This window comes from Comamonas thiooxydans (genome assembly GCF_002157685.2).
Taxonomy (GTDB): domain Bacteria; phylum Pseudomonadota; class Gammaproteobacteria; order Burkholderiales; family Burkholderiaceae_C; genus Comamonas; species Comamonas testosteroni_H.
Genome location: NZ_AP026738.1, coordinates 1036984 through 1054884, shown reverse-complemented (window position 1 = coordinate 1054884; position 17901 = coordinate 1036984). Strand labels below are relative to the sequence as shown.

The following is a 17901-nucleotide window of genomic DNA, read 5'->3' as shown; positions in this document are numbered from 1 at the left end:
GCTATGCCTCAGTCCACGATCGTCAGCTTGGCAATCGCCAGCGCCAGCCACTTGGTGCCATGACGGCCAAAGCTGACCTGTGCGCGCGCATCGTCACCCGTGCCTTCCACCGCCAGCACCTTGCCCTCGCCGAACTTGTTGTGGAACACCGCGATACCGGCCTTGATGCCGTGCGCGGGCTCGGCCTTTTGCAGCGGCACGGGCGGGCTGGCAAAGACTTCGGTCTGCTTGCCGCCCCAGCCCGAGCCGTATTGACCTCCAGCCCTTGATCCCCAGGCGCCACCAGCGCCTGAAGAAGGGGCGAAGCTGCCAAAGCCGCTCTGCCGCGGCGTGATCCACTTGAGCGCTTCCTCAGGCAGCTCGTCAAAGAAGCGGCTCTTGACGTTGTAGCGCGTCTGGCCATGCAGCATGCGCGTCTGCGAATGGCTCAGATACAGACGCTTGCGCGCACGCGTGATGGCCACATAGGCCAGGCGCCGCTCCTCCTCCAGGCCGCCACGGTCCATCATGGCGTTCTCGTGCGGGAACAGGCCTTCCTCGACGCCGCCGATGAACACGGCGTCGAACTCCAGGCCCTTGGAGGCATGCACGGTCATCAGCTGCACGGCATCCTGGCCGGCCTGGGCCTGGTTGTCGCCAGCCTCCAGCGCCGCGTGCACCAGAAAGGCCTGCAGCGGCGACAGTGTCTCGCCGGTGTCGGCATTGACCATGGAGGCCGCCGTACCGGCCGGCGCCCTGAGCGCCTCGTCCACCAGGGGCTGATTCGGGTCCAGCCCCTGGCTGACAGGCGACTGGCTCAGCTGCGGCGCATGCTGCTGCTCGTCCAGCGGCATGGCCACGGCATCGCGGCCAAAGCCTTCCTGGGTCACAAAGCTCTCGGCAGCCGTGACCAGTTCCTGCAAGTTCTCGATGCGGTCCGCGCCTTCCTTCTCGTTGCGGTAATGCTCGATCAGCCCGCTTTGCTCTTCCACGGTTTCGATGATTTCACGCAGCGTGCGACCTTGCGTCTGCTCGCGCAGCACATCGATCTGTGCCACAAAGCCCTGCAGCTTGGTGCCGGCCGCGCCGCCCACGGCGGTGACGGCGTCGCTCAGCGAAGTGCCGCTGCTGCGCGCCGTGTCCTGCAGGACTTCGATCGTGCGCGCGCCGATGCCGCGTGCGGGGAAGTTCACCACGCGCAGGAAACTGGTGTCGTCGTGCGGGTTCTCCAGCAGGCGCAGATAGGCCAGGGCGTGCTTGATTTCGGCACGCTCGAAAAAGCGCAGGCCGCCGTAGACCCGGTAGGGAATTTTGGAGTTGAACAGGGCCGATTCGATCACCCGGCTCTGCGCATTGCTGCGGTAGAGCACGGCGATTTCCTGGCGCGTGAAGCCATCGTTTCTGACCAGTTGCTTGATCTCGTCGACCATCCACGCGGCCTCGGCCAGATCGCTGGGTGCTTCGTAGATGCGCACCGGCTCGCCCGGGCCCTGGCTGGTGCGCAGGTTCTTGCCCAGACGGTTGCTGTTGTGGCTGATCAGCGCATTGGCGCAATCGAGGATGTTGCTGAAGGAGCGGTAGTTCTGCTCCAGCTTGATCTGGTTTTTGACGTCGAACTCGCGGATGAAGTCCGCCATATTGCCCACGCGTGCGCCGCGAAAGGCATAGATGCTCTGGTCGTCGTCGCCCACGGCAATCACGCTGGCGGCCGACTCGTAGCGCCCGCCCACATCGTCGCCCGCCAGTTGCTTGAGCCACTGGTACTGCAGCTTGTTGGTGTCCTGGAACTCGTCCACCAGAATATGCTGGAAGCGGCGCTGGTAATGATGGCGCAGATGGGCGTCGTCACGCAGCAACTCGTAGCTGCGCAGCATCAGCTCGCCGAAATCGACCACACCTTCACGCTGGCATTGCTCTTCGTAGAGCTGATAGATCTCGACCTTTTTGCGCGTGTCGGGGTCGAGCGCCTGCACATCACCGGGGCGCATGCCCTCTTCCTTGCAGCCCGCGATGAAGTACATCAGCTGCTTGGGCGGAAAGCGCTCGTCATCCACATTGAACTGCTTGCACAGGCGCTTGATGGCCGAGAGCTGATCCTGGGTGTCCAGAATCTGGAACGCCTGCGGCAGCCTGGCGGCCTGGTAGTGGGCACGCAGCAGACGGTTGCACAGGCCGTGAAACGTGCCTATCCACATGCCGCGCACGTTGTAGGGCAGCATGGCCGACAGGCGCGTCAGCATCTCCTTGGCGGCCTTGTTGGTGAAGGTCACGGCCATGATGGAGCCGGGCGTGGCCTGCCCGGTCTGCAGCAGCCAGGCGATGCGCGTGGTCAGCACGCGCGTCTTGCCCGAGCCGGCGCCGGCCAGAATCAGCGCATGGCCGGCAGGCAGGGTCACCGCGGCCAGCTGCTCGTCATTGAGGCCGGTCAGCAGGGGCGAGTGAGAGGCGGGATTGGCCCCGGAATTTGCACCGTCTGGCGCGGAGTCAAGCAGGTCGATCGGGAACATAGCCTCCCATTGTAGAAATGCTGGCGACTCCCTGCGATCTGCTGCTGCTTTCGCGGCATAACGCTCCTGAAAGAAAAGCTGCTTGCGCCTGATGCATATAGGTTTCAGACATCTTCATATCTGAAACTCATGTATATCAATCGCAAGCAGCTATCAATTCACTGAAGCCGCGGCACTCAGTGGCCGCCAGCACCGGGATCGACCACGCGGGTCGGCCTCGGTGCCAGCCAGATCGCGCAGGCCGCCAGCACAAAGCCGCCCGCGATGATGAACATGATCTGGTTGGTGGCCAGCATCACGCTCTGGCTGGTGACGAGCTGATCGAGCGCCGACAGCGCCGCATCGGCACTCATGCCCGACTGCTGCAGCCCGTGCAGCACCTCGCCGCCGCCATCGCTCAGGCCCACCAGTTCTGCATGCTTGCGCGTCGTGCCGTTCTCCCAGGCCGTGTTGACCACGGAGACCGCGGCCGCGCCCGACAGGGTGCGCAGAAAGTTCATCAGACCGGCCGCGTTGTCCATCTCCTGCGGCTCCACGCTGGCCAGCGCCAGTCCGGTGGTCGGAATGAAGAAGAACGGCAGACCCAGCCCCATGAACATCAGCGGCAGGGCGATGTCCCAATAGCCCATGTCCGTCGTGGCGAATGCCCGCCAGCAGGTGATCACCCCCATCCAGAACACGCCGCCAAAGATCAGCCGGCGCGGGTCCACCCTGGCCGCCAGCCCGGCCGCGGCCGGCGCCACGAACAGCGCGAACAGCCCCGTCCATGCCGTGACCAGACCCGCCAGCGTGGCCGTGTAGCCCATGAAGCTCTGCAGCCACAGCGGCGTGAGCACATTGACGGCGAAGAAGGCCGCAAACGCGAGGCTGATAGTCAGCACGGCCATGGAAAAGCCGCGGTGCCTGAAGACGCGCAGATCCACGATAGGGTGCTCTGCATGCAGCTCCCAGATCATGAAGGCCGCAAAGCCCACCACGGCCACCGCAGCCAGTGCCACGATCATGGGCGAGGCAAACCAGTCCAGGTTCTTGCCTTCATCAAGCATCAGCTGCAGCGAGCCTACCCAGACGATGAGCAGAATCAGGCCCACGGTGTCTATGGGGTTCTTGAGCAGCGGCTGCTCGTAGCGCCTGACCAGATGCCAGACCGCAAACGCGCAGACTAGGGCCACCGGGATGTTGATCAGGAAGATCCAGTGCCAGGTGTACTCGTCGCAGATCCAGCCGCCCACGATGGGGCCCAGCACGGGGGCGATCAGCGTGGTCATGGACCACAGGCCGATGGCCGCAGGCGCCATGCGCGGCGGGAAGATGCGCAGCAGCAGCGACTGGGACAGCGGCATCAGCGGGCCGCCGGCCAGACCCTGCAAGATACGCGCGAACACCAGCATGCCCAGGGAATTGGCCAGGCCGCACAGCAGCGATGCCAGACCGAACAGGCCCATGGCCGTGGCAAACACGCGCACCGCGCCGAAGCGCACCGCCAGCCAGCCGGTCAGCGGCACGGTGATGGCCTCGGCCACCGCATAGCTGGTGATGACCCAGGTGCCCTGGCTGGTAGTCGCGCCCAGATTGCCGGCGATGCTGGGCACGGAGACATTGGCCACCGTCATGTCCAGCACAGCCATGAAATTGGCCGCAGCCAGCACCAGGGCCGCCAGCCACAGCGTGCCCCCCGTCAGCGGCACCATGCCGGCGGCCATGGGCACGGCAGGCGCATCGGCCGCTGCGGCCGCACTTGCGTTGTGATCGCTCATGAGGCACTCACTGCGCGGCCGTGGTCGCCACGCCGGCTGCGTCGGCAGGGCCGCTGCGGGTGTCCACCGTCACATGCATGGACAGGCCCACGCGCAGCGGGTTGCGGGCCAGCTCGGCGGCGTCCAGCTGAATGCGCACGGGCAGGCGCTGAACCACCTTGATCCAGTTGCCCGTGGCGTTCTGCGCGGGAATGGCCGCAAACGCCGAGCCGGAGCCGCCGCTGAAGCCCACCACAGTCCCGCTGTACTTCACATCGCTGCCGTACAGATCGGACTGCAGCTGCACGCGTTGGCCCACGCGTACCCTGCCCAGCTGGCCCTCCTTGAAGTTGGCATCCACATAGATCCGCTGCACCGGCACCACCGTCATCAGGGGCGCGCCGGCCTGCACGCGCTGCCCGACCTGCACGCTGCGCTTGGCCACCACGCCATCGACGGGAGCGCGCACCGTGCTGCGATCCAGATCGACCTGGGCCTGATCGCGGCGCGCCTGCGCCAGCTGCACCTCGGGATTGGTCTGGGCATCCGCGCCCTCGATCAGCGCGGCGTTGACCTGCTTGGCGCCCACGGCCGCTTCGCGGTTGGCCCTGGCCTGGGCCTGTGCGGCCACGGCCGATGCCAGCTGCGCCTTGGCTGCGGCAAACGCGTTCTGCGCCTGCGTCAGCTCCTCGCCCGAGACCGAACCGCTCTTGGCCAGGGCCTGGCGACGCTGCAGGTCGATGGTGGCACGCGCCATATCGGCCTCGGCCGCCAGCAGTTGCGCGGCCGCGCGCTTTTCATCGGCCTCGCGGGCCGTCACCTGGGCCTTGAGGCCGCCATCATTGGCCACGTAGCCCTTGACGCGGCGCGTGGCGCGGGCCAGCTCGGCCTCGGCCTGGGCCAGTGCCAGCCGGGCGTCCGTGGGATCGATGCGCACCAGCACATCGCCTTGCTTGACGGCCTGGGTGTCCCTGACCAGCACCTCCAGCACCGTGCCGCCAATGGATGGCGTGACCTGCGCCACCTCGGCCGCTGCATAGGCGTTGTCGGTGGAGACGAAGTGGGAGGCATGCAGCCACCAATAGGCGCCGGCAGCCGCACCGGCAAGCAGCACCACGCCTGCCAGCCCGGCCAGCAGCCGGTTGCGGCGCTGTTCGCGCACGGCAGGATTCGCGCTCACGGAAGAAGCGTTTTCAGTCATACAAAACCTTGGAAATATTCATGGGACCTACGCAAACAGGAATGCAATCACGGCCTGCCGCCTGCGGCAGTCGTCTTGCCGGAACCCGTTTTGCGTAAGTCATTCAGTTCAGGAAAGCGGCTCAGGCCTTTGGCGCAGCCGCATCAGGGGCGCCGGCGGACTCGCTCCAGCCGCCGCCCAGTGCGCGATGCAGACCGATATCGAGCGTCAGGGCGCGCGACTGCACGTCGACCAGCTGGCGCACGCTGGCCAGCAGCTGGTCTTCCGCCGACAGCACATCGAGATAGCGCGCCAGCCCGCCCTCATAGCGGTTGCGCGCCACACGATGCGCCTCGGTCGCGGCCGTCACGGCCTGCTGCATGGCCGTCAGCTGCTGCTGCAGCGCTAGCTGGCTGACGGCGTTGTCCGCCACCTCCTGCAAGGCCCGGTTGAGCGTGCTGCGGTACTGGGCCACGGCCTCGTCATAACGGGCACGTGCGGCCCCCAGTTGCGAGCGCAAGCGGCCGCCATTGAAGATCGGCAGGCTGATGGCCGGCCCCACGCTGGCGATGCTGGAGCCGCTTCGGGTCAGCATATCCAGGCCCAGCGACTGCACGCCGACAAAGGCGCTGAGATTCACATCGGGATAGAACTCGGCCTGCTGCGACGCCACGCGCGACTCCAGCGCCTGTGCCTGCAGACGGGCGGCCACCACATCGGGGCGACGGCCCAGCAGGTGCGCTGGCAACTGCTGCGGCAAGGCCCATTGCTGCTGCCACGGTGATTGCAGGCGCCCGGCATCCAGCGCGATGGCCGCACCACGATCGGGAGCGGCTCCGATCAGCGCAGCAATGCTGTTGCGCTGCAAAGAGACCTGTTCCTGCATCTGAGCCAGCTCGGCCTGCGCGGCTGCCAGACGCGCCCTGGCGCTGTGCACGCTGCCCTGGTTTTCCAGTCCGTTGGCATAGCGCTGATCAAACAGCTCGGCCGTGGTCCGGCGGACCTTCACGGATTGCTCCAGCGTCTGCGCATTGGCGGCCAGACGCAGCAGCTGCGCATAGGCCAGGGCCACATTGCTGGACAGCACGAGACGCGCCTGGGCTGCATCGGCCTCGCGCGCTGCCAGCTCGCCGGCAGCGGCGGCCACGGCGGCACGCTGCTTGCCCCACAGGTCCAGCGACCAGTTAAGGTCCAGTGTCGCGCGGCCATAGTCATTCATACCGCGCGGCGCGAAGGCCTCTGGCGTCAGATGGTTGTAGCTGAGCTTGTCCTCGCTGACCGAGACGCGGGTGGAAAGCTGCGGCGCGGAGGCCGCTTCGCTCACACCCAGCATGGCCCTGGCCTGCTGCACGCGGGCGGCGGCCACCGCCATATCGGGAGCGCCCTCCAGGGCCTGGTCGATCAGCTGATCGAGCTGTGCATCGCCATAGCGCTGCCACCATTGCTCGGTGGGCCAGTCCATTGGCGGGGCATGGTTTGCAGCCTGCAGAGTCTCGGGCACGGGCTGCGCCAATACGGCCTTGCCCTCCCATTCGGGAATCTGGGCGCAGGCTGCCAGAACCGCCGGCAAACCCAGAACCCACCAGCCATGGCGCCCGCGCCGAATCCTCTGCGGCGCGGCGGCTATGCATTGAGTCATGAAATACTTTGATAATGAACTGTACGGTACAGTATATGTTTCCAGCATTCGAGATCGCAAGCGCTACACTGAAAGACATCACCACCGCCCCAGGACATTTCGCCCCATGCGCACCAAAACGGAAGAAAAGCGACAGGCCATCATTGACGTTGCAGCAGCCACCTTTGGCGAACTGGGCTTTGAGCGCACTTCCATGTCCGAGATCTGCACCAGGCTGGGCGGCTCCAAGGCCACGCTCTACAACTACTTTCCGTCCAAGGAAGCGCTGTTTCTGGAGGTGATGTTCCAGGCCTCCGAGGCCGACTTCCAGAACACCATGCTGGCGCTGCAGGCCGGCAATGACGATGCGGCGCAGACGCTGCGCAACTTCGGCCAGCGTTTCCTGGGCTTGCTGTACTCGCCGGAGGTGATGGCCGTGCGCCGCCTGCTGGTCTCCGAAGGCGGTCGCGCCAATATCGGCCAGCGCTGCTGGGACATGGGGCCGGCGCGCGGCAATGCCGCCATCAACGCCTTTTTGCAGCAGGGTATCGAGCGCCGGCTGCTGCGCAATGCCGACACCGAGGTCATGCGCCATCATCTGCTGGCGCTGCTGGAAGCCGAGCTGCTGCCGCGCTTCATGTTCCAGCACCTGCCCGCCCCTACTGCGCAGGAGATTGCCCTGTGCACCGAGCGCGCCGTGGATGCCTTCATGCGGGCCTATGGCACACCGGGTGACACACAGGGCAAAAGCGACTCTATAAGAAAATCCTTATAACCATCATAACGATGTCGGAACATACGATTTGCGCCATCGCCGTATAGAATCAATCACCGGGCCCAAGTTTTTTGAGGTCCGGTTTTTTTTGCCTGCTGCATGCCGGCACTGCCGAAAACCGGGCTCCAAGCCAAGCGCCTATCCTTGAAAATTGAGGTGGGTGAGATTCCCGCCGTGACCTTTTCCGGAGCTTGGAACCATGGAAATCTTCGACTACGACAACATTCTTCTGCTGCCCCGCATGTGCCGCGTGGAAAGCCGTTCGGAATGTGACACCAGCGTGGTGCTGGGCAACCGCAGCTTCAAGCTGCCTGTGGTGCCCGCCAACATGAAGACGGTGGTGGACGAGAAGATCTGCACTTATCTGGCACAAAACGGTTTCTTCTATGTGATGCACCGTTTTGACATCGACAACGTGGCCTTCACCAAGGACATGCAGTCCAAGGGACTGTTTGCCTCCATCTCTCTGGGCGTCAAGCAGCCGGACTACGAAACGGTGGACCGTTTCGTGGCCGACGGCATCTGCCCCGAATACATCACCATCGACATTGCCCACGGCCATGCCGAGAGCGTGAAGAACATGATTGCCTACATCAAGGCCAAGATCCCTGCGGCCTTTGTGATTGCCGGCAACGTCGCCACGCCCGAGGCAGTGATTGACCTGGAAAACTGGGGAGCCGACGCCACCAAGGTCGGCGTGGGCCCCGGCAAGGTTTGCATCACCAAGCTCAAAACCGGCTTCGGCACGGGCGGCTGGCAGCTGTCGGCGCTCAAGTGGTGCGCCCGCGTGGCAACCAAGCCCATCATTGCCGACGGCGGTATCCGCAGCCACGGCGACATCGCCAAGAGCATCCGTTTCGGTGCCACCATGGTGATGATCGGCTCCCTGTTTGCGGGCCATGAAGAGTCGCCCGGCAAGACCGTGGAAGTGGACGGCCAGTTGTTCAAGGAATACTACGGCTCGGCCTCAGACTTCAACAAGGGCGAGTACAAGCATGTGGAAGGTAAGCGCATTCTGGAGCCCGTCAAGGGCCCGCTGATGAACACGCTGGTCGAGATGCAGCAGGACGTGCAGTCCTCCATCAGCTACGCAGGCGGCACCAAGCTCATGGACATCCGCAAGGTCAACTACGTCATCCTCGGCGGCGACAACGCCGGCGAGCATCTGCTGATGTAGGCCGTAAAGCGCGACTCACCAGCGCGAAGGTGAACCTCCAAAAAAAACATCAAGGGCAGCTCAGGCTGCCCTTGCTGTTTTCGGCTTTTCATTTTCCGCATCCTGCGCGCACAACTGATCTGTGGTCATGACCGCGATTGCGGGCTGCTTCAGGGCTTAGCATGTCGTCATTCACAAGAACGTGTTGACGTTCCGAAACTCCAGGGAAACAACGCCATGAACACATTGAAGATCGCAGTTCTGGGCACGGGCATGATGGGCCTGCCCATGGCCCGCCGCCTAGCTCAGGCCGGCCACGAGGTCCACGCCTGGAACCGTACCCGCGCTAAGGCCGAGCCGCTGGCTGCCGATGGCGTGAACATCCACGACAGCGCGGCGGATGCCGTACGCGGCGTGGACTTTGCCGTGAGCCTGCTGGAGAGCGGCGCCATCGTGGGCGAGGTGCTGTTCGAGCTGGGCGTGGCCGATGCCCTGCCCAAGGGCTCGCTGTTCATCGACATGGCCTCCATCCAGCCACGCGAAGCGCGTGAACATGCCGGCAAGCTTGCCGCGCTGGGCGTGCGGCATCTGGATGCCCCCGTCTCAGGCGGCACGTTGGGTGCGGAAGCCGGCACGCTGGCCATCATGGCCGGTGGCGAGGCTGCGGATTTCGAACAAGCCCTGCCCCTTTTTGCGGCGCTGGGCCGTGCCACCCATGTGGGCCCGCATGGCGCAGGCCAGTTGGCGAAGCTGGCCAACCAGATGATCGTGGGCATCACCATCGGTGCCGTGGCCGAAGCCCTGCTGCTGGCCGAACGCGGCGGCGCCGACCCTGCCAAGGTGCGCGAAGCCATCTCCGGCGGCTTTGCCGACAGCCGCATTCTGCAAGTGCATGGCGAACGCATGGTCAAGCACGACTTTGCACCGCGCGGGCGCATGACGGTGCAGCTCAAGGACATGCGCAATGCCATCGCCACGGCCGAGGAAATCGGCTTTGACGCGCCCATCACCGGCCTGCTGGAGCAGCTCTATGCCGAGGGCGTGAAAAACGGCCTGGGCGACCTGGACCAGGCGGGCCTGTTCGTCGAATTGCAACGCCGCAACGCACTGGATTAAAAAAACCTGCGGGTTTTCCTGCAAGCCATCCAAAATTAGCGCATAATTGCGGTCTTGCTTGCAGCGCAGGCATCGCGTGGGGCTCTTAGCTCAGCTGGTAGAGCAGCGGACTCTTAATCCGTTGGTCGAGTGTTCGAATCACTCAGGGCCCACCAAATTTCTTCAGTCTGATTCTTCAGATTGATCCTCCGGATTTACTCCGGCGGGCTCTTAGCTCAGTTGGTAGAGCAGCGGACTCTTAATCCGTTGGTCGAGTGTTCGAATCACTCAGGGCCCACCAAAAATTTCTTCAGTCTGATTCTTCAGATTGATCCTCCGGTTTATCCGGCGGGCTCTTAGCTCAGTTGGTAGAGCAGCGGACTCTTAATCCGTTGGTCGAGTGTTCGAATCACTCAGGGCCCACCAAAAATTTCTTCAGTCTGATTCTTCAGATTGATCCTCCGGTTTATCCGGCGGGCTCTTAGCTCAGTTGGTAGAGCAGCGGACTCTTAATCCGTTGGTCGAGTGTTCGAATCACTCAGGGCCCACCAAAATCAGCAACCCGCTGTTCGCAAGAACAGCGGGTTTTTTGTTTTTGTTTTTTTGATTTACCCTTCCCCTACTCCAATCGCCGCCCTATTTCATGATTTTCATTGATTAAAACAATGTCAATTCTTCAACATTAATAAAAAACTATTACCAGCGCATACCAAAATATCGATGCAAGCATGACTTGGTGTATCTGCCCATCCAGCCAACAAATCAGTTTGAGGAGCAAAAGTGTCCCCAATTCCGAATAAATCCAACATTCCTCATTGGGCTCTTGCCGCCATCGGACTGACTCTGCTGACTCCCGCCGTCTGTGGCTTTGCGCAGGAACAACCACCCAGCGCCCCCACAGCCGCCGCACTGGCAGCCAACCCGCTTGCAGGGCTCCCGCGTCGCGAACTCACTCCAACCTTCCAGCAATTGGGTCAGGGCAGCTCCATGATGCTGCGAGGCGTGGAAAGCGAAGGCAGCGTCAGCATCAGCGTGCGTCGTGACGAACTGGTCGAATCCGCCCTTCTGCGCCTGACCTTTACACTGTCCCCATCCCTGATTCCGTCGCTGTCACACATCAAACTACTGCTCAACGAGGAGTTGCTGCAGACTATCTCCTTGCCCAAGGAGCAGCTGGGAGTCCCACAAAAGCTGGAAATCCCCATTGATCCGCGCCTGTTCACGGATTACAACCGGTTGCGCTTTCAGTTCGTCGGCCACTACACGATGGACTGCGAGATGCCAAACCACACCAGCTTGTGGGCATCCATCAGCAACGACAGCCAACTTGATCTGACGCTGCGCCAGTTGCCGCTGAGCGATTCCCTGGAGCTTCTACCCGCCCCTTTCTTCGATTCGCGCGACAACCAGATTGTCAACGTCCCCTTCGTCTTTGCCGATGCCAAGGATATGGGTCAGCTCAAGGCCGCAGGCTCGGTGGCCAGCTGGCTAGGCATGCTGTCGGGCTACCGGGGCAACCGCTTCCCGCTTTTCGAAAACCAGCTGCCCGAGCGTAACTCAGTGGTCTTTGCCACCAACGACCACCGCCCAGACTTCCTCAAGGAACAGCCACCCGTCACCCAGCCCACGCTGACCATGATGTCCCACCCCGAGCATCCAGCCATCAAGCTGCTCGTGGTACAGGGCAAGGACAATGCCCAGTTACAGCAGGCTGCCGACGCCCTGGCATTGGGCAAAGCCGCGCTGAGCGGCAGCAGCATGCAGGTGACCAAGCTGGAATACCCCGAAAAGCGCAAAGCCTACGACGCGCCACGCTGGCTGACCACCAAGCGCCCCGTGCTGCTGTCCGAGCTGGTGAACAATCCATCGGACCTGCAACTGCATGGCTATGCGCTCAACAACACGATCAACATCCCTGCGCGCATGGCGCCGGACCTATTTTCCTGGAATGCCCGCGGCGTTCCGCTGCAGCTGAACTATCGGTACACCCCGAACTCGTTATCACAGCACGGTTCGCTCAGCCTCTCCATCAACAACCAGTTCATCAAGGCTTATCCGCTGCGTGCCGCGGATGACGACAGGAGTGGCAAAAGCACCATCATGCTGCCTCTGTTCGAGGACGGAAGCACTCAGGCCAGCTCGGACTTTCGCATCCCCTCCTTCCTCGTTGGCGGAGACAACCAGCTGCAGTTGGGCTTTCAGCTGCCTGCCACTGATCTTGGCCAGTGCCGCTCCACCCAGCCAACGGAGCTGCGCGCAGCCATAGACCCCGAGTCCAGCATCGATCTGCGGGGCTTCAGGCACTACCTGCCCATGCCCAATCTTGCGGCCTACGCCAACAGCGGTTACCCCTTCACCAAATATGCCGATCTGAGTCAAACCTCCATCGTCCTGCCCAGTCACCCCACTGCAGCCGATGCCGAGGCCTATCTGACCGCTGTGGCCCGCATGAGCGCAGCCACGGGCCTGGCCGGCATACGTTTCAACCTGATGAATGCAGACCAGATCGAGAAGGCTCGCGATACGGACATTCTGCTGATCTCTGCGGGCGACAAGGATGGCCTGCTGCAGAAGTGGTCGCAAGACATTCCGGCCCTGATCGTCGCAGGCAAGCGCACCACCCACCTGCTGGAGCGAGCCGTAAGCTCGCTCAGCGAACTGTTCCAACATGCCTCGGATGCACCCAATCCCGGCAGCAGCGGCTTGGCCACGCTGGAAGGCAAAGGGCCGCTCGCCGCCATCGTGAGTTTCGAGTCCCCATTGAAGAAGGGGCGCAGCGTCGTCGGCTTTACCGCCAGTGACGACATTGCCATGGCACAGATCTACCGGGGTCTGAGCGACTCAGGCAAGATCAGCGCCATGCGTGGCGACCTGAGCTTTCTGCGCGCCGACCAGGTGGAGAGCTTCCGGGTGAACCCCATCTACTACGTGGGCGACCTGCCCTGGTGGCAACGTATGTGGTTCCATCTGCACAGCCACCCTGTGGCACTCGCTCTGGCAGGCATCGTCACGGGCCTGCTGCTCACCTTCCTGGTCTACGGCGCGCTGCGCTCCCTGGCTGCACGCCGCCTTGGGGGCAATAACAATGCCTGAGCGGCAGCTCAAGCGCCGCAGCTGGCTGCTATCGGCAGCCAGCCTGACCATGGCCGGGCCGCTGGCCTGTCTGACGACACGACCTGTGCAAGCTGCAACGACGCCCTGGCCGATGTGGGAAGAGTTCAAGCGCAGTTTCATGACCCAGGACGGGCGCATCGTCTCTGACGATGAGAAGGGCGGCCAGACCTATTCCGAGGGCCAAGCCTACGCCCTGTTCTTCGCGCTGGCGGCCAATGATCGCCCGACCTTCGAGTTGCTGCTGCAGTGGACGGAAAACAACCTGTGCGCGGGTGACCTGAGCACCGCTCTGCCCGCGTGGTTATGGGGCAAAAAACCGGATGGCAGCTGGGGCCCTCTGGACACCAATGCAGCCTCCGACGCCGATCTGTGGATCGTCTACCTTCTGGCCGAGGCCGGACGGCTATGGAATGACCGGCGCTACCGCGCGATGGCCTCGGTCATGGGCGCCCTGCTGCTGGACAAGGAAACCGATGACCTGCCTGGACTGGGGCCTACGCTACTGCCCGGCCCCCAGGGTTTCAAGCTCGGCGAGGGCCAATGGCGCCTCAACCCCAGCTACGTGCCGCTGCAGGTACTGGACTGCCTTGCCCAGGCCCTGCCCCGGCAGCCCCGCTGGAAGGCACTGCGTGCCAGCTCTCTCAGGCTCACGGTGGACTCTGCTCCCAAGGGTATCTCGCCCGACTGGGTGATATACGACACAAAGCAGGGCTTTCTGAGAGACACGGACAAAGACAAGGCCATGGGTGCCTATAACGCCATCCGCGTCTATCTCTGGGCTGGCATGCTGCACCCCGAGGCTGCAGCACGCGCCCAGGTACTGACCGCACTGCGCCCCATGGCCAGGCTGGTGCGCGACACCGGTCGTCCACCTGAGCGCATAGATCCCATGAGCGGTGAAAGCATGGGCATGGCGCCCAGCGGTTTCAGCGCCGCCATGCTGCCCTTTCTGCACGCCCAGGGGGACGAAGAGGCCGCGCAGGCCCAACAGACCCGTATCCAGGATCAGCCCCTGCGGCCCACGGCCTACTATGAACAATGCCTGGCCCTGTTCGGGCTTGGCTGGATGCAGCAGCAATTCCGTTTTGGCAGGCTCGGCGAGTTTCAGCCCAGGTGGATCACCCAACCATGAGTCCTTTCTCTTGCACGTATCAGCCGCTGGGCGTCATTGCAATGGCCACCCTGCTGTGCTGCACCGCCTCCATGGCACAGCCCGGCTCCACCCAGGCCGTGGAGGCCGAGTTGCTGCGCACAGCCCAGATGTGGAACAGCCGCCAGCGCGCAGACCTGGCGCGTCAGTCAATAGAGAAGCTGCTGACCATCAACCCACGCTCGCCTCAAGGCCTAGCCACGCTGGGAGATATCGCGCTGCAGGAAGGCAAGACCCAGGAGGCGCAAAGCCTCCTCGCCCGCCTGCAGAGCTCCAGTCCCTCAAGCCAGTCGACGCGCGATCTCACGGCATTGATCAATGCCTACGGCCCAGGCAAGCAGCAACTCGCCCAGATGCGGCTCATGGCCCGTGCGGGACGCAAGACCGAGGCCGCCGCCATTGCCCGTCAGCTTTTCCCTGCAGGCCCACCACAGACCGGCAGCCTGGCGCGCGAGTACTACCAGATCGTTGGCGAAGGCCCTCCACCCGACGCACAGCCTGCGGCGCAGGTGGCGGTGCAACCCTCTGCACCGAACACGGCAGACGCGGCCCTGACACCCGAAAAAATAAAGCGCCCGTCTGGCAGCGCTCCATTCCGTCAAACCCAGGCCGTGCGCGACCCTGCCGACATTGCACTCAGGACCGGCCTGGCTGCACTGGACAAGGAACAGTTCGAACTGGCCGAGCGCAGCTTCGACCAAGTGCTCCAACGCAGGCCTCGCGACGCTCAGGCACTGGGCAACAAGGGCTTGCTGCGCATGCGCCAGGGCCGCCATGCCGAAGCACTACCGTTGCTGGACCAGGCCTACGCCATAGACCATCAGAGTAAATGGCAAGACCTGCGCACCACGGCCCAGTTCTGGGCCCATCTGCGCGCCGCCGAAGCCGCACTGCAGGTCGATGATCTGGCATCGGCACAGCAGTTGTCGCAGCTGGCCCTGCAACAGCAACCCGACAATTTGCAAGCGCTGATGCTGGCCGGTGAGATCAAGGCCCGCGACCAGGATGCGGCCGGCGCCGAAACCTATTACAAGCGGGCTCTGCAACGCAATCCCGGCAATGTCTCCGCCCTGACGGCCCTGGCCGATCTCTACGCAGCCCAGGGCCAGCCCGAGCGCGCACGCCAGTTGCTCGAAAAGACCGCGCAGCAGCAGGCCAGCCTGGCCCAGGACCTTCAGCCCTTGCAAGCCAGTCTGCTCGACCGCGAAGCCAATACCGCGCTGGAGGCCGGCCAATTGAGCAAGGCGCTGGGCCTGCAGGAACAGGCTCTGAAGCTTACCCCTGCCGATCCCTGGCTCAGGCACCGGCTGGCACGTACCTATCTGCGCATGCAGCAACCCGAATCGGCGCTGCAGGTCATGAACGCTGGCATAGACCTCGCCCCTACCGAGCCGGACATGCGCTATGCGCGAGCCCTGATCCGCAGCGCCGTCAATGACGACGAGGGCGCACTCTCCGACATGCGGAAAATCCCCGAAGCCCAGTACAGCGACTCCATGCGCAGCCTGCTGAACAGTGCACAAATCCATACTTACATTGCCCAGACTTCAAGCGATCCTGTGCAGGCCAAGGCGCGGCTCGAAGCCGCCGAGCGCGCAGCAGGCAACGACAGCGACCTGCTATACGCGGTCTCCAACGCCTGGTTTCGCATGAACCAGCCCCAGGAAGCCGTAGCAGTCTTTGACCGTCGTATGGCCAGACTCCCCGCCCCAGACCCCGCTGACCAATTGCGGCTGGCTCAGTTGCTCGGCCGCGCGGCCGAGGACAACCGGCTGCAATCTCTGCTTGCGCAGCTGCTGGCACGAAAGGACTGGACAGCCGATCAGGATGCGGACCTGTTGGGAATTCAGGCCAGCCACCTCGAACGGCAGGTGGATCAGGCCACAAGCCAGGCTCGCCTGGCGCAGGCACAGCGGCTGGCAGCCTCGCCCCTGCATCAGGGCCAGACCACTCAGGCCCAGCGCAGTGCAGCCCGCGCCCGCCTGATGCTCGCGGCCAATGAAAACGCCGCAGCCCTCGAACAGTTCGACATCGCACTCAAGGACTCGCCCGACAGCTACGACCTGCACATAGGCCGCGGCAATGCGCTCGCGCGCATGTACCAGCTAGAAGCCGCCCGTGCGGAAGCACAGTGGGCCCAGCAGCGTGCGGCCAGCCAGGAGTCCTATCGCCAACTCGCCCTGGTACGGCTGTGGCAACGGATCGGCCAGCCCGATGAGGCCAGGGCACTGCTCGCCTCGCTGAAGGCCGGTAACCCCGACGACACCGAGGTACTGCTGCACAGCGCGCGCCTGGAGCGTTCGGAAAGCCACTACGCCCAGGCCCTGTCCTCCTACCGGGACGCACTGGCCATCGAGCGCCGCAGCCTGCCTGCAGACGGTACCGCTGCCCCCCAGCCCAGCTCCGTGACCAAGATCGAATCGGACATTGCATCCATAGAAGGGCGTCGCCAGAGCTGGGTCGAAGTTGGTCAGACCGGACTGCGCAAGTCGTCCACCGATGGCATCTCCTCCCTGCACGGCTGGGAGCGCCCCGCCGTGGCATGGTTCCCGCGCGGCTATGACGGTCTCTACTTCCTGCATGTGGACCAGGTCCATCTCGATGCCGGCGCCCTGCCCAGAAACGCCAGCGATGCGATGAGCTACGGCCAGGTAGCAGCCTGGCCCTCGGCCCGATATCCGACCACGGGAGCTCACTCCAAGGCAGATGGCTTCAACGTGGGCTTCGGCTACCAGGCCGACCGCTGGCAATGGGATATAGGTACGACCGGAGCCGGCATGCCTGTCACCAACGTGGTCGGCGGCGTTGCGCATACCGGCGATTGGCGCGATGTCGGCTACCGGCTCGAGGTGTCGCGCCGCCCGCTGACCGGCAGCCTTCTTGCCTATGGCGGTGCCCATGACCCCATCACCGGCCAGACCTGGGGTGGGGTAGTCGCTACAGGCGTGTCTGCACGCGCCTCCACCAATGTGGGCGGCTTTGGTGCCTCGCTCAGTGGCAACTACGCGGCCCTGACCGGCAAGAACGTGCGCAGCAACACCCGCTGGCAGCTGCGCGCGGCCTTGGACCGCGATGTCTGGCGCACCCCCAACCAGCTCGTCAACCTGGGCGCAGCCCTGTCTTTCTGGGGTTATGCACGCGACCTGTCCGAATACAGCTGGGGCCATGGCGGCTATTACAGCCCCAACCGCTACGCCTCCATCGCCCTGCCACTGGAATGGAGCGGCCGCGAAGGCAAGTGGACATGGCTGCTGCGTGCCTCGGTTTCCTTCTCCAGCAGCTCCAGCAACGCCATGGACTATTTCCCCACCGACCCACGGCTGCAGGCTCAGGCAAACGCGCTGGGGCGGTCGGCCGTTTACACGGGGGGCAGCAGCACGGGCTTTGGCAGATCGCTGCGCGCGGTCGTCGAGCACCAACTCACCTCCAACCTGGCCCTGGGCGCGCAGTTCGAAATGGACAGATCGGCCTACTACGCGCCATCCAGCCTGATGCTCTATGCGCGCTTCCTGCTCGATCCGGTAACCGCACCGCTCGTGAACCGCCCCCGCCCTGTACAGCCCTACTCAAGCTTCTGACATGCAACAGACG

Annotated in this window: 10 protein-coding genes and 4 tRNA genes; 10 read left to right on the top strand and 4 right to left on the bottom strand. The window is 63.7% G+C overall.

Annotated elements, in window-relative coordinates; translation table 11 throughout:
• Positions 1-8: 8 nt before the first annotated feature.
• From CTR2_RS04805 to CTR2_RS04790, 4 genes are all read right to left on the bottom strand, one after another.
• Positions 9-2486, bottom strand: a complete 2478-nt coding sequence (locus CTR2_RS04805; protein WP_087084871.1) for a UvrD-helicase domain-containing protein — start codon at positions 2484-2486, stop codon at positions 9-11.
• Positions 2487-2662: 176 nt separating this feature from the next.
• A complete protein-coding gene (locus tag CTR2_RS04800) occupies positions 2663-4243 on the bottom strand; it encodes a DHA2 family efflux MFS transporter permease subunit (RefSeq protein ID WP_087084872.1) in 1581 nt (526 codons plus the stop codon).
• A 7-nt stretch (positions 4244-4250) separates the two neighbouring features.
• Positions 4251-5423 (bottom strand): HlyD family efflux transporter periplasmic adaptor subunit, encoded by a 1173-nt coding sequence (locus CTR2_RS04795; protein ID WP_087084873.1) that lies wholly within the window; start codon positions 5421-5423, stop codon positions 4251-4253.
• A 121-nt stretch (positions 5424-5544) separates the two neighbouring features.
• On the bottom strand, positions 5545-7041 hold the full coding sequence (locus CTR2_RS04790) for an efflux transporter outer membrane subunit (RefSeq protein WP_087084874.1): 1497 nt from the start codon (positions 7039-7041) through the stop codon (positions 5545-5547).
• 106 nt (positions 7042-7147) lie between these two features.
• Between CTR2_RS04790 and CTR2_RS04785 the strand changes: the two genes are divergently transcribed.
• The 10 genes from CTR2_RS04785 to CTR2_RS04740 all read left to right on the top strand — a co-directional run bounded on the left by CTR2_RS04785 (position 7148) and on the right by CTR2_RS04740 (position 17888).
• The gene (locus tag CTR2_RS04785) at positions 7148-7795 is read left to right on the top strand and encodes a TetR/AcrR family transcriptional regulator (RefSeq protein ID WP_087084875.1); all 648 of its coding nucleotides are present in this window, start codon (positions 7148-7150) and stop codon (positions 7793-7795) included.
• 199 nt (positions 7796-7994) lie between these two features.
• A complete protein-coding gene (locus tag CTR2_RS04780; RefSeq protein WP_012837214.1) occupies positions 7995-8972 on the top strand; it encodes a GMP reductase in 978 nt (325 codons plus the stop codon).
• Positions 8973-9188: 216 nt separating this feature from the next.
• A complete protein-coding gene (locus CTR2_RS04775) occupies positions 9189-10067 on the top strand; it encodes an NAD(P)-dependent oxidoreductase (protein ID WP_087084876.1) in 879 nt (292 codons plus the stop codon).
• Positions 10068-10146: 79 nt separating this feature from the next.
• Positions 10147-10222 (top strand) — tRNA-Lys (locus CTR2_RS04770).
• A 49-nt stretch (positions 10223-10271) separates the two neighbouring features.
• Positions 10272-10347: transfer RNA gene (locus CTR2_RS04765), tRNA-Lys, on the top strand.
• Positions 10348-10396: 49 nt separating this feature from the next.
• Positions 10397-10472: transfer RNA gene (locus CTR2_RS04760), tRNA-Lys, on the top strand.
• A gap of 49 nt (positions 10473-10521) precedes the next feature.
• Positions 10522-10597: transfer RNA gene (locus tag CTR2_RS04755), tRNA-Lys, on the top strand.
• Between the two features lie 229 nt (positions 10598-10826).
• On the top strand, positions 10827-13139 hold the full coding sequence (bcsB, locus tag CTR2_RS04750) for a cellulose biosynthesis cyclic di-GMP-binding regulatory protein BcsB (RefSeq protein ID WP_238707585.1): 2313 nt from the start codon (positions 10827-10829) through the stop codon (positions 13137-13139).
• On the top strand, positions 13132-14292 hold the full coding sequence (bcsZ, locus tag CTR2_RS04745) for a cellulose synthase complex periplasmic endoglucanase BcsZ (protein WP_087084877.1): 1161 nt from the start codon (positions 13132-13134) through the stop codon (positions 14290-14292). Before bcsB ends, bcsZ begins: the two co-directional genes overlap by 8 nt.
• Positions 14289-17888, top strand: coding sequence for a cellulose synthase subunit BcsC-related outer membrane protein (locus tag CTR2_RS04740; RefSeq protein ID WP_176391739.1), 3600 nt, complete (start codon positions 14289-14291; stop codon positions 17886-17888). The genes bcsZ and CTR2_RS04740 overlap by 4 nt, the downstream gene beginning before the upstream one ends.
• The last annotated feature ends 13 nt before the right edge of the window (positions 17889-17901 follow it).

Bases quoted from the DNA above. Each gene is read 5' to 3' on its own strand.
- bcsZ (WP_087084877.1), top strand. From the start codon at position 13,132: ATGCCTGAGCGGCAGCTCAAGCGCCGCAGCTGGCTGCTATCGGCAGCC.
- CTR2_RS04780 (WP_012837214.1), top strand. From the start codon at position 7,995: ATGGAAATCTTCGACTACGACAACATTCTTCTGCTGCCCCGCATGTGC.
- CTR2_RS04785 (WP_087084875.1), top strand. From the start codon at position 7,148: ATGCGCACCAAAACGGAAGAAAAGCGACAGGCCATCATTGACGTTGCA.
- CTR2_RS04775 (WP_087084876.1), top strand. From the start codon at position 9,189: ATGAACACATTGAAGATCGCAGTTCTGGGCACGGGCATGATGGGCCTG.
- CTR2_RS04805 (WP_087084871.1), bottom strand. From the start codon at position 2,486: ATGTTCCCGATCGACCTGCTTGACTCCGCGCCAGACGGTGCAAATTCC.
- CTR2_RS04800 (WP_087084872.1), bottom strand. From the start codon at position 4,243: ATGAGCGATCACAACGCAAGTGCGGCCGCAGCGGCCGATGCGCCTGCC.
- CTR2_RS04795 (WP_087084873.1), bottom strand. From the start codon at position 5,423: ATGACTGAAAACGCTTCTTCCGTGAGCGCGAATCCTGCCGTGCGCGAA.
- CTR2_RS04790 (WP_087084874.1), bottom strand. From the start codon at position 7,041: ATGACTCAATGCATAGCCGCCGCGCCGCAGAGGATTCGGCGCGGGCGC.
- CTR2_RS04740 (WP_176391739.1), top strand. From the start codon at position 14,289: ATGAGTCCTTTCTCTTGCACGTATCAGCCGCTGGGCGTCATTGCAATG.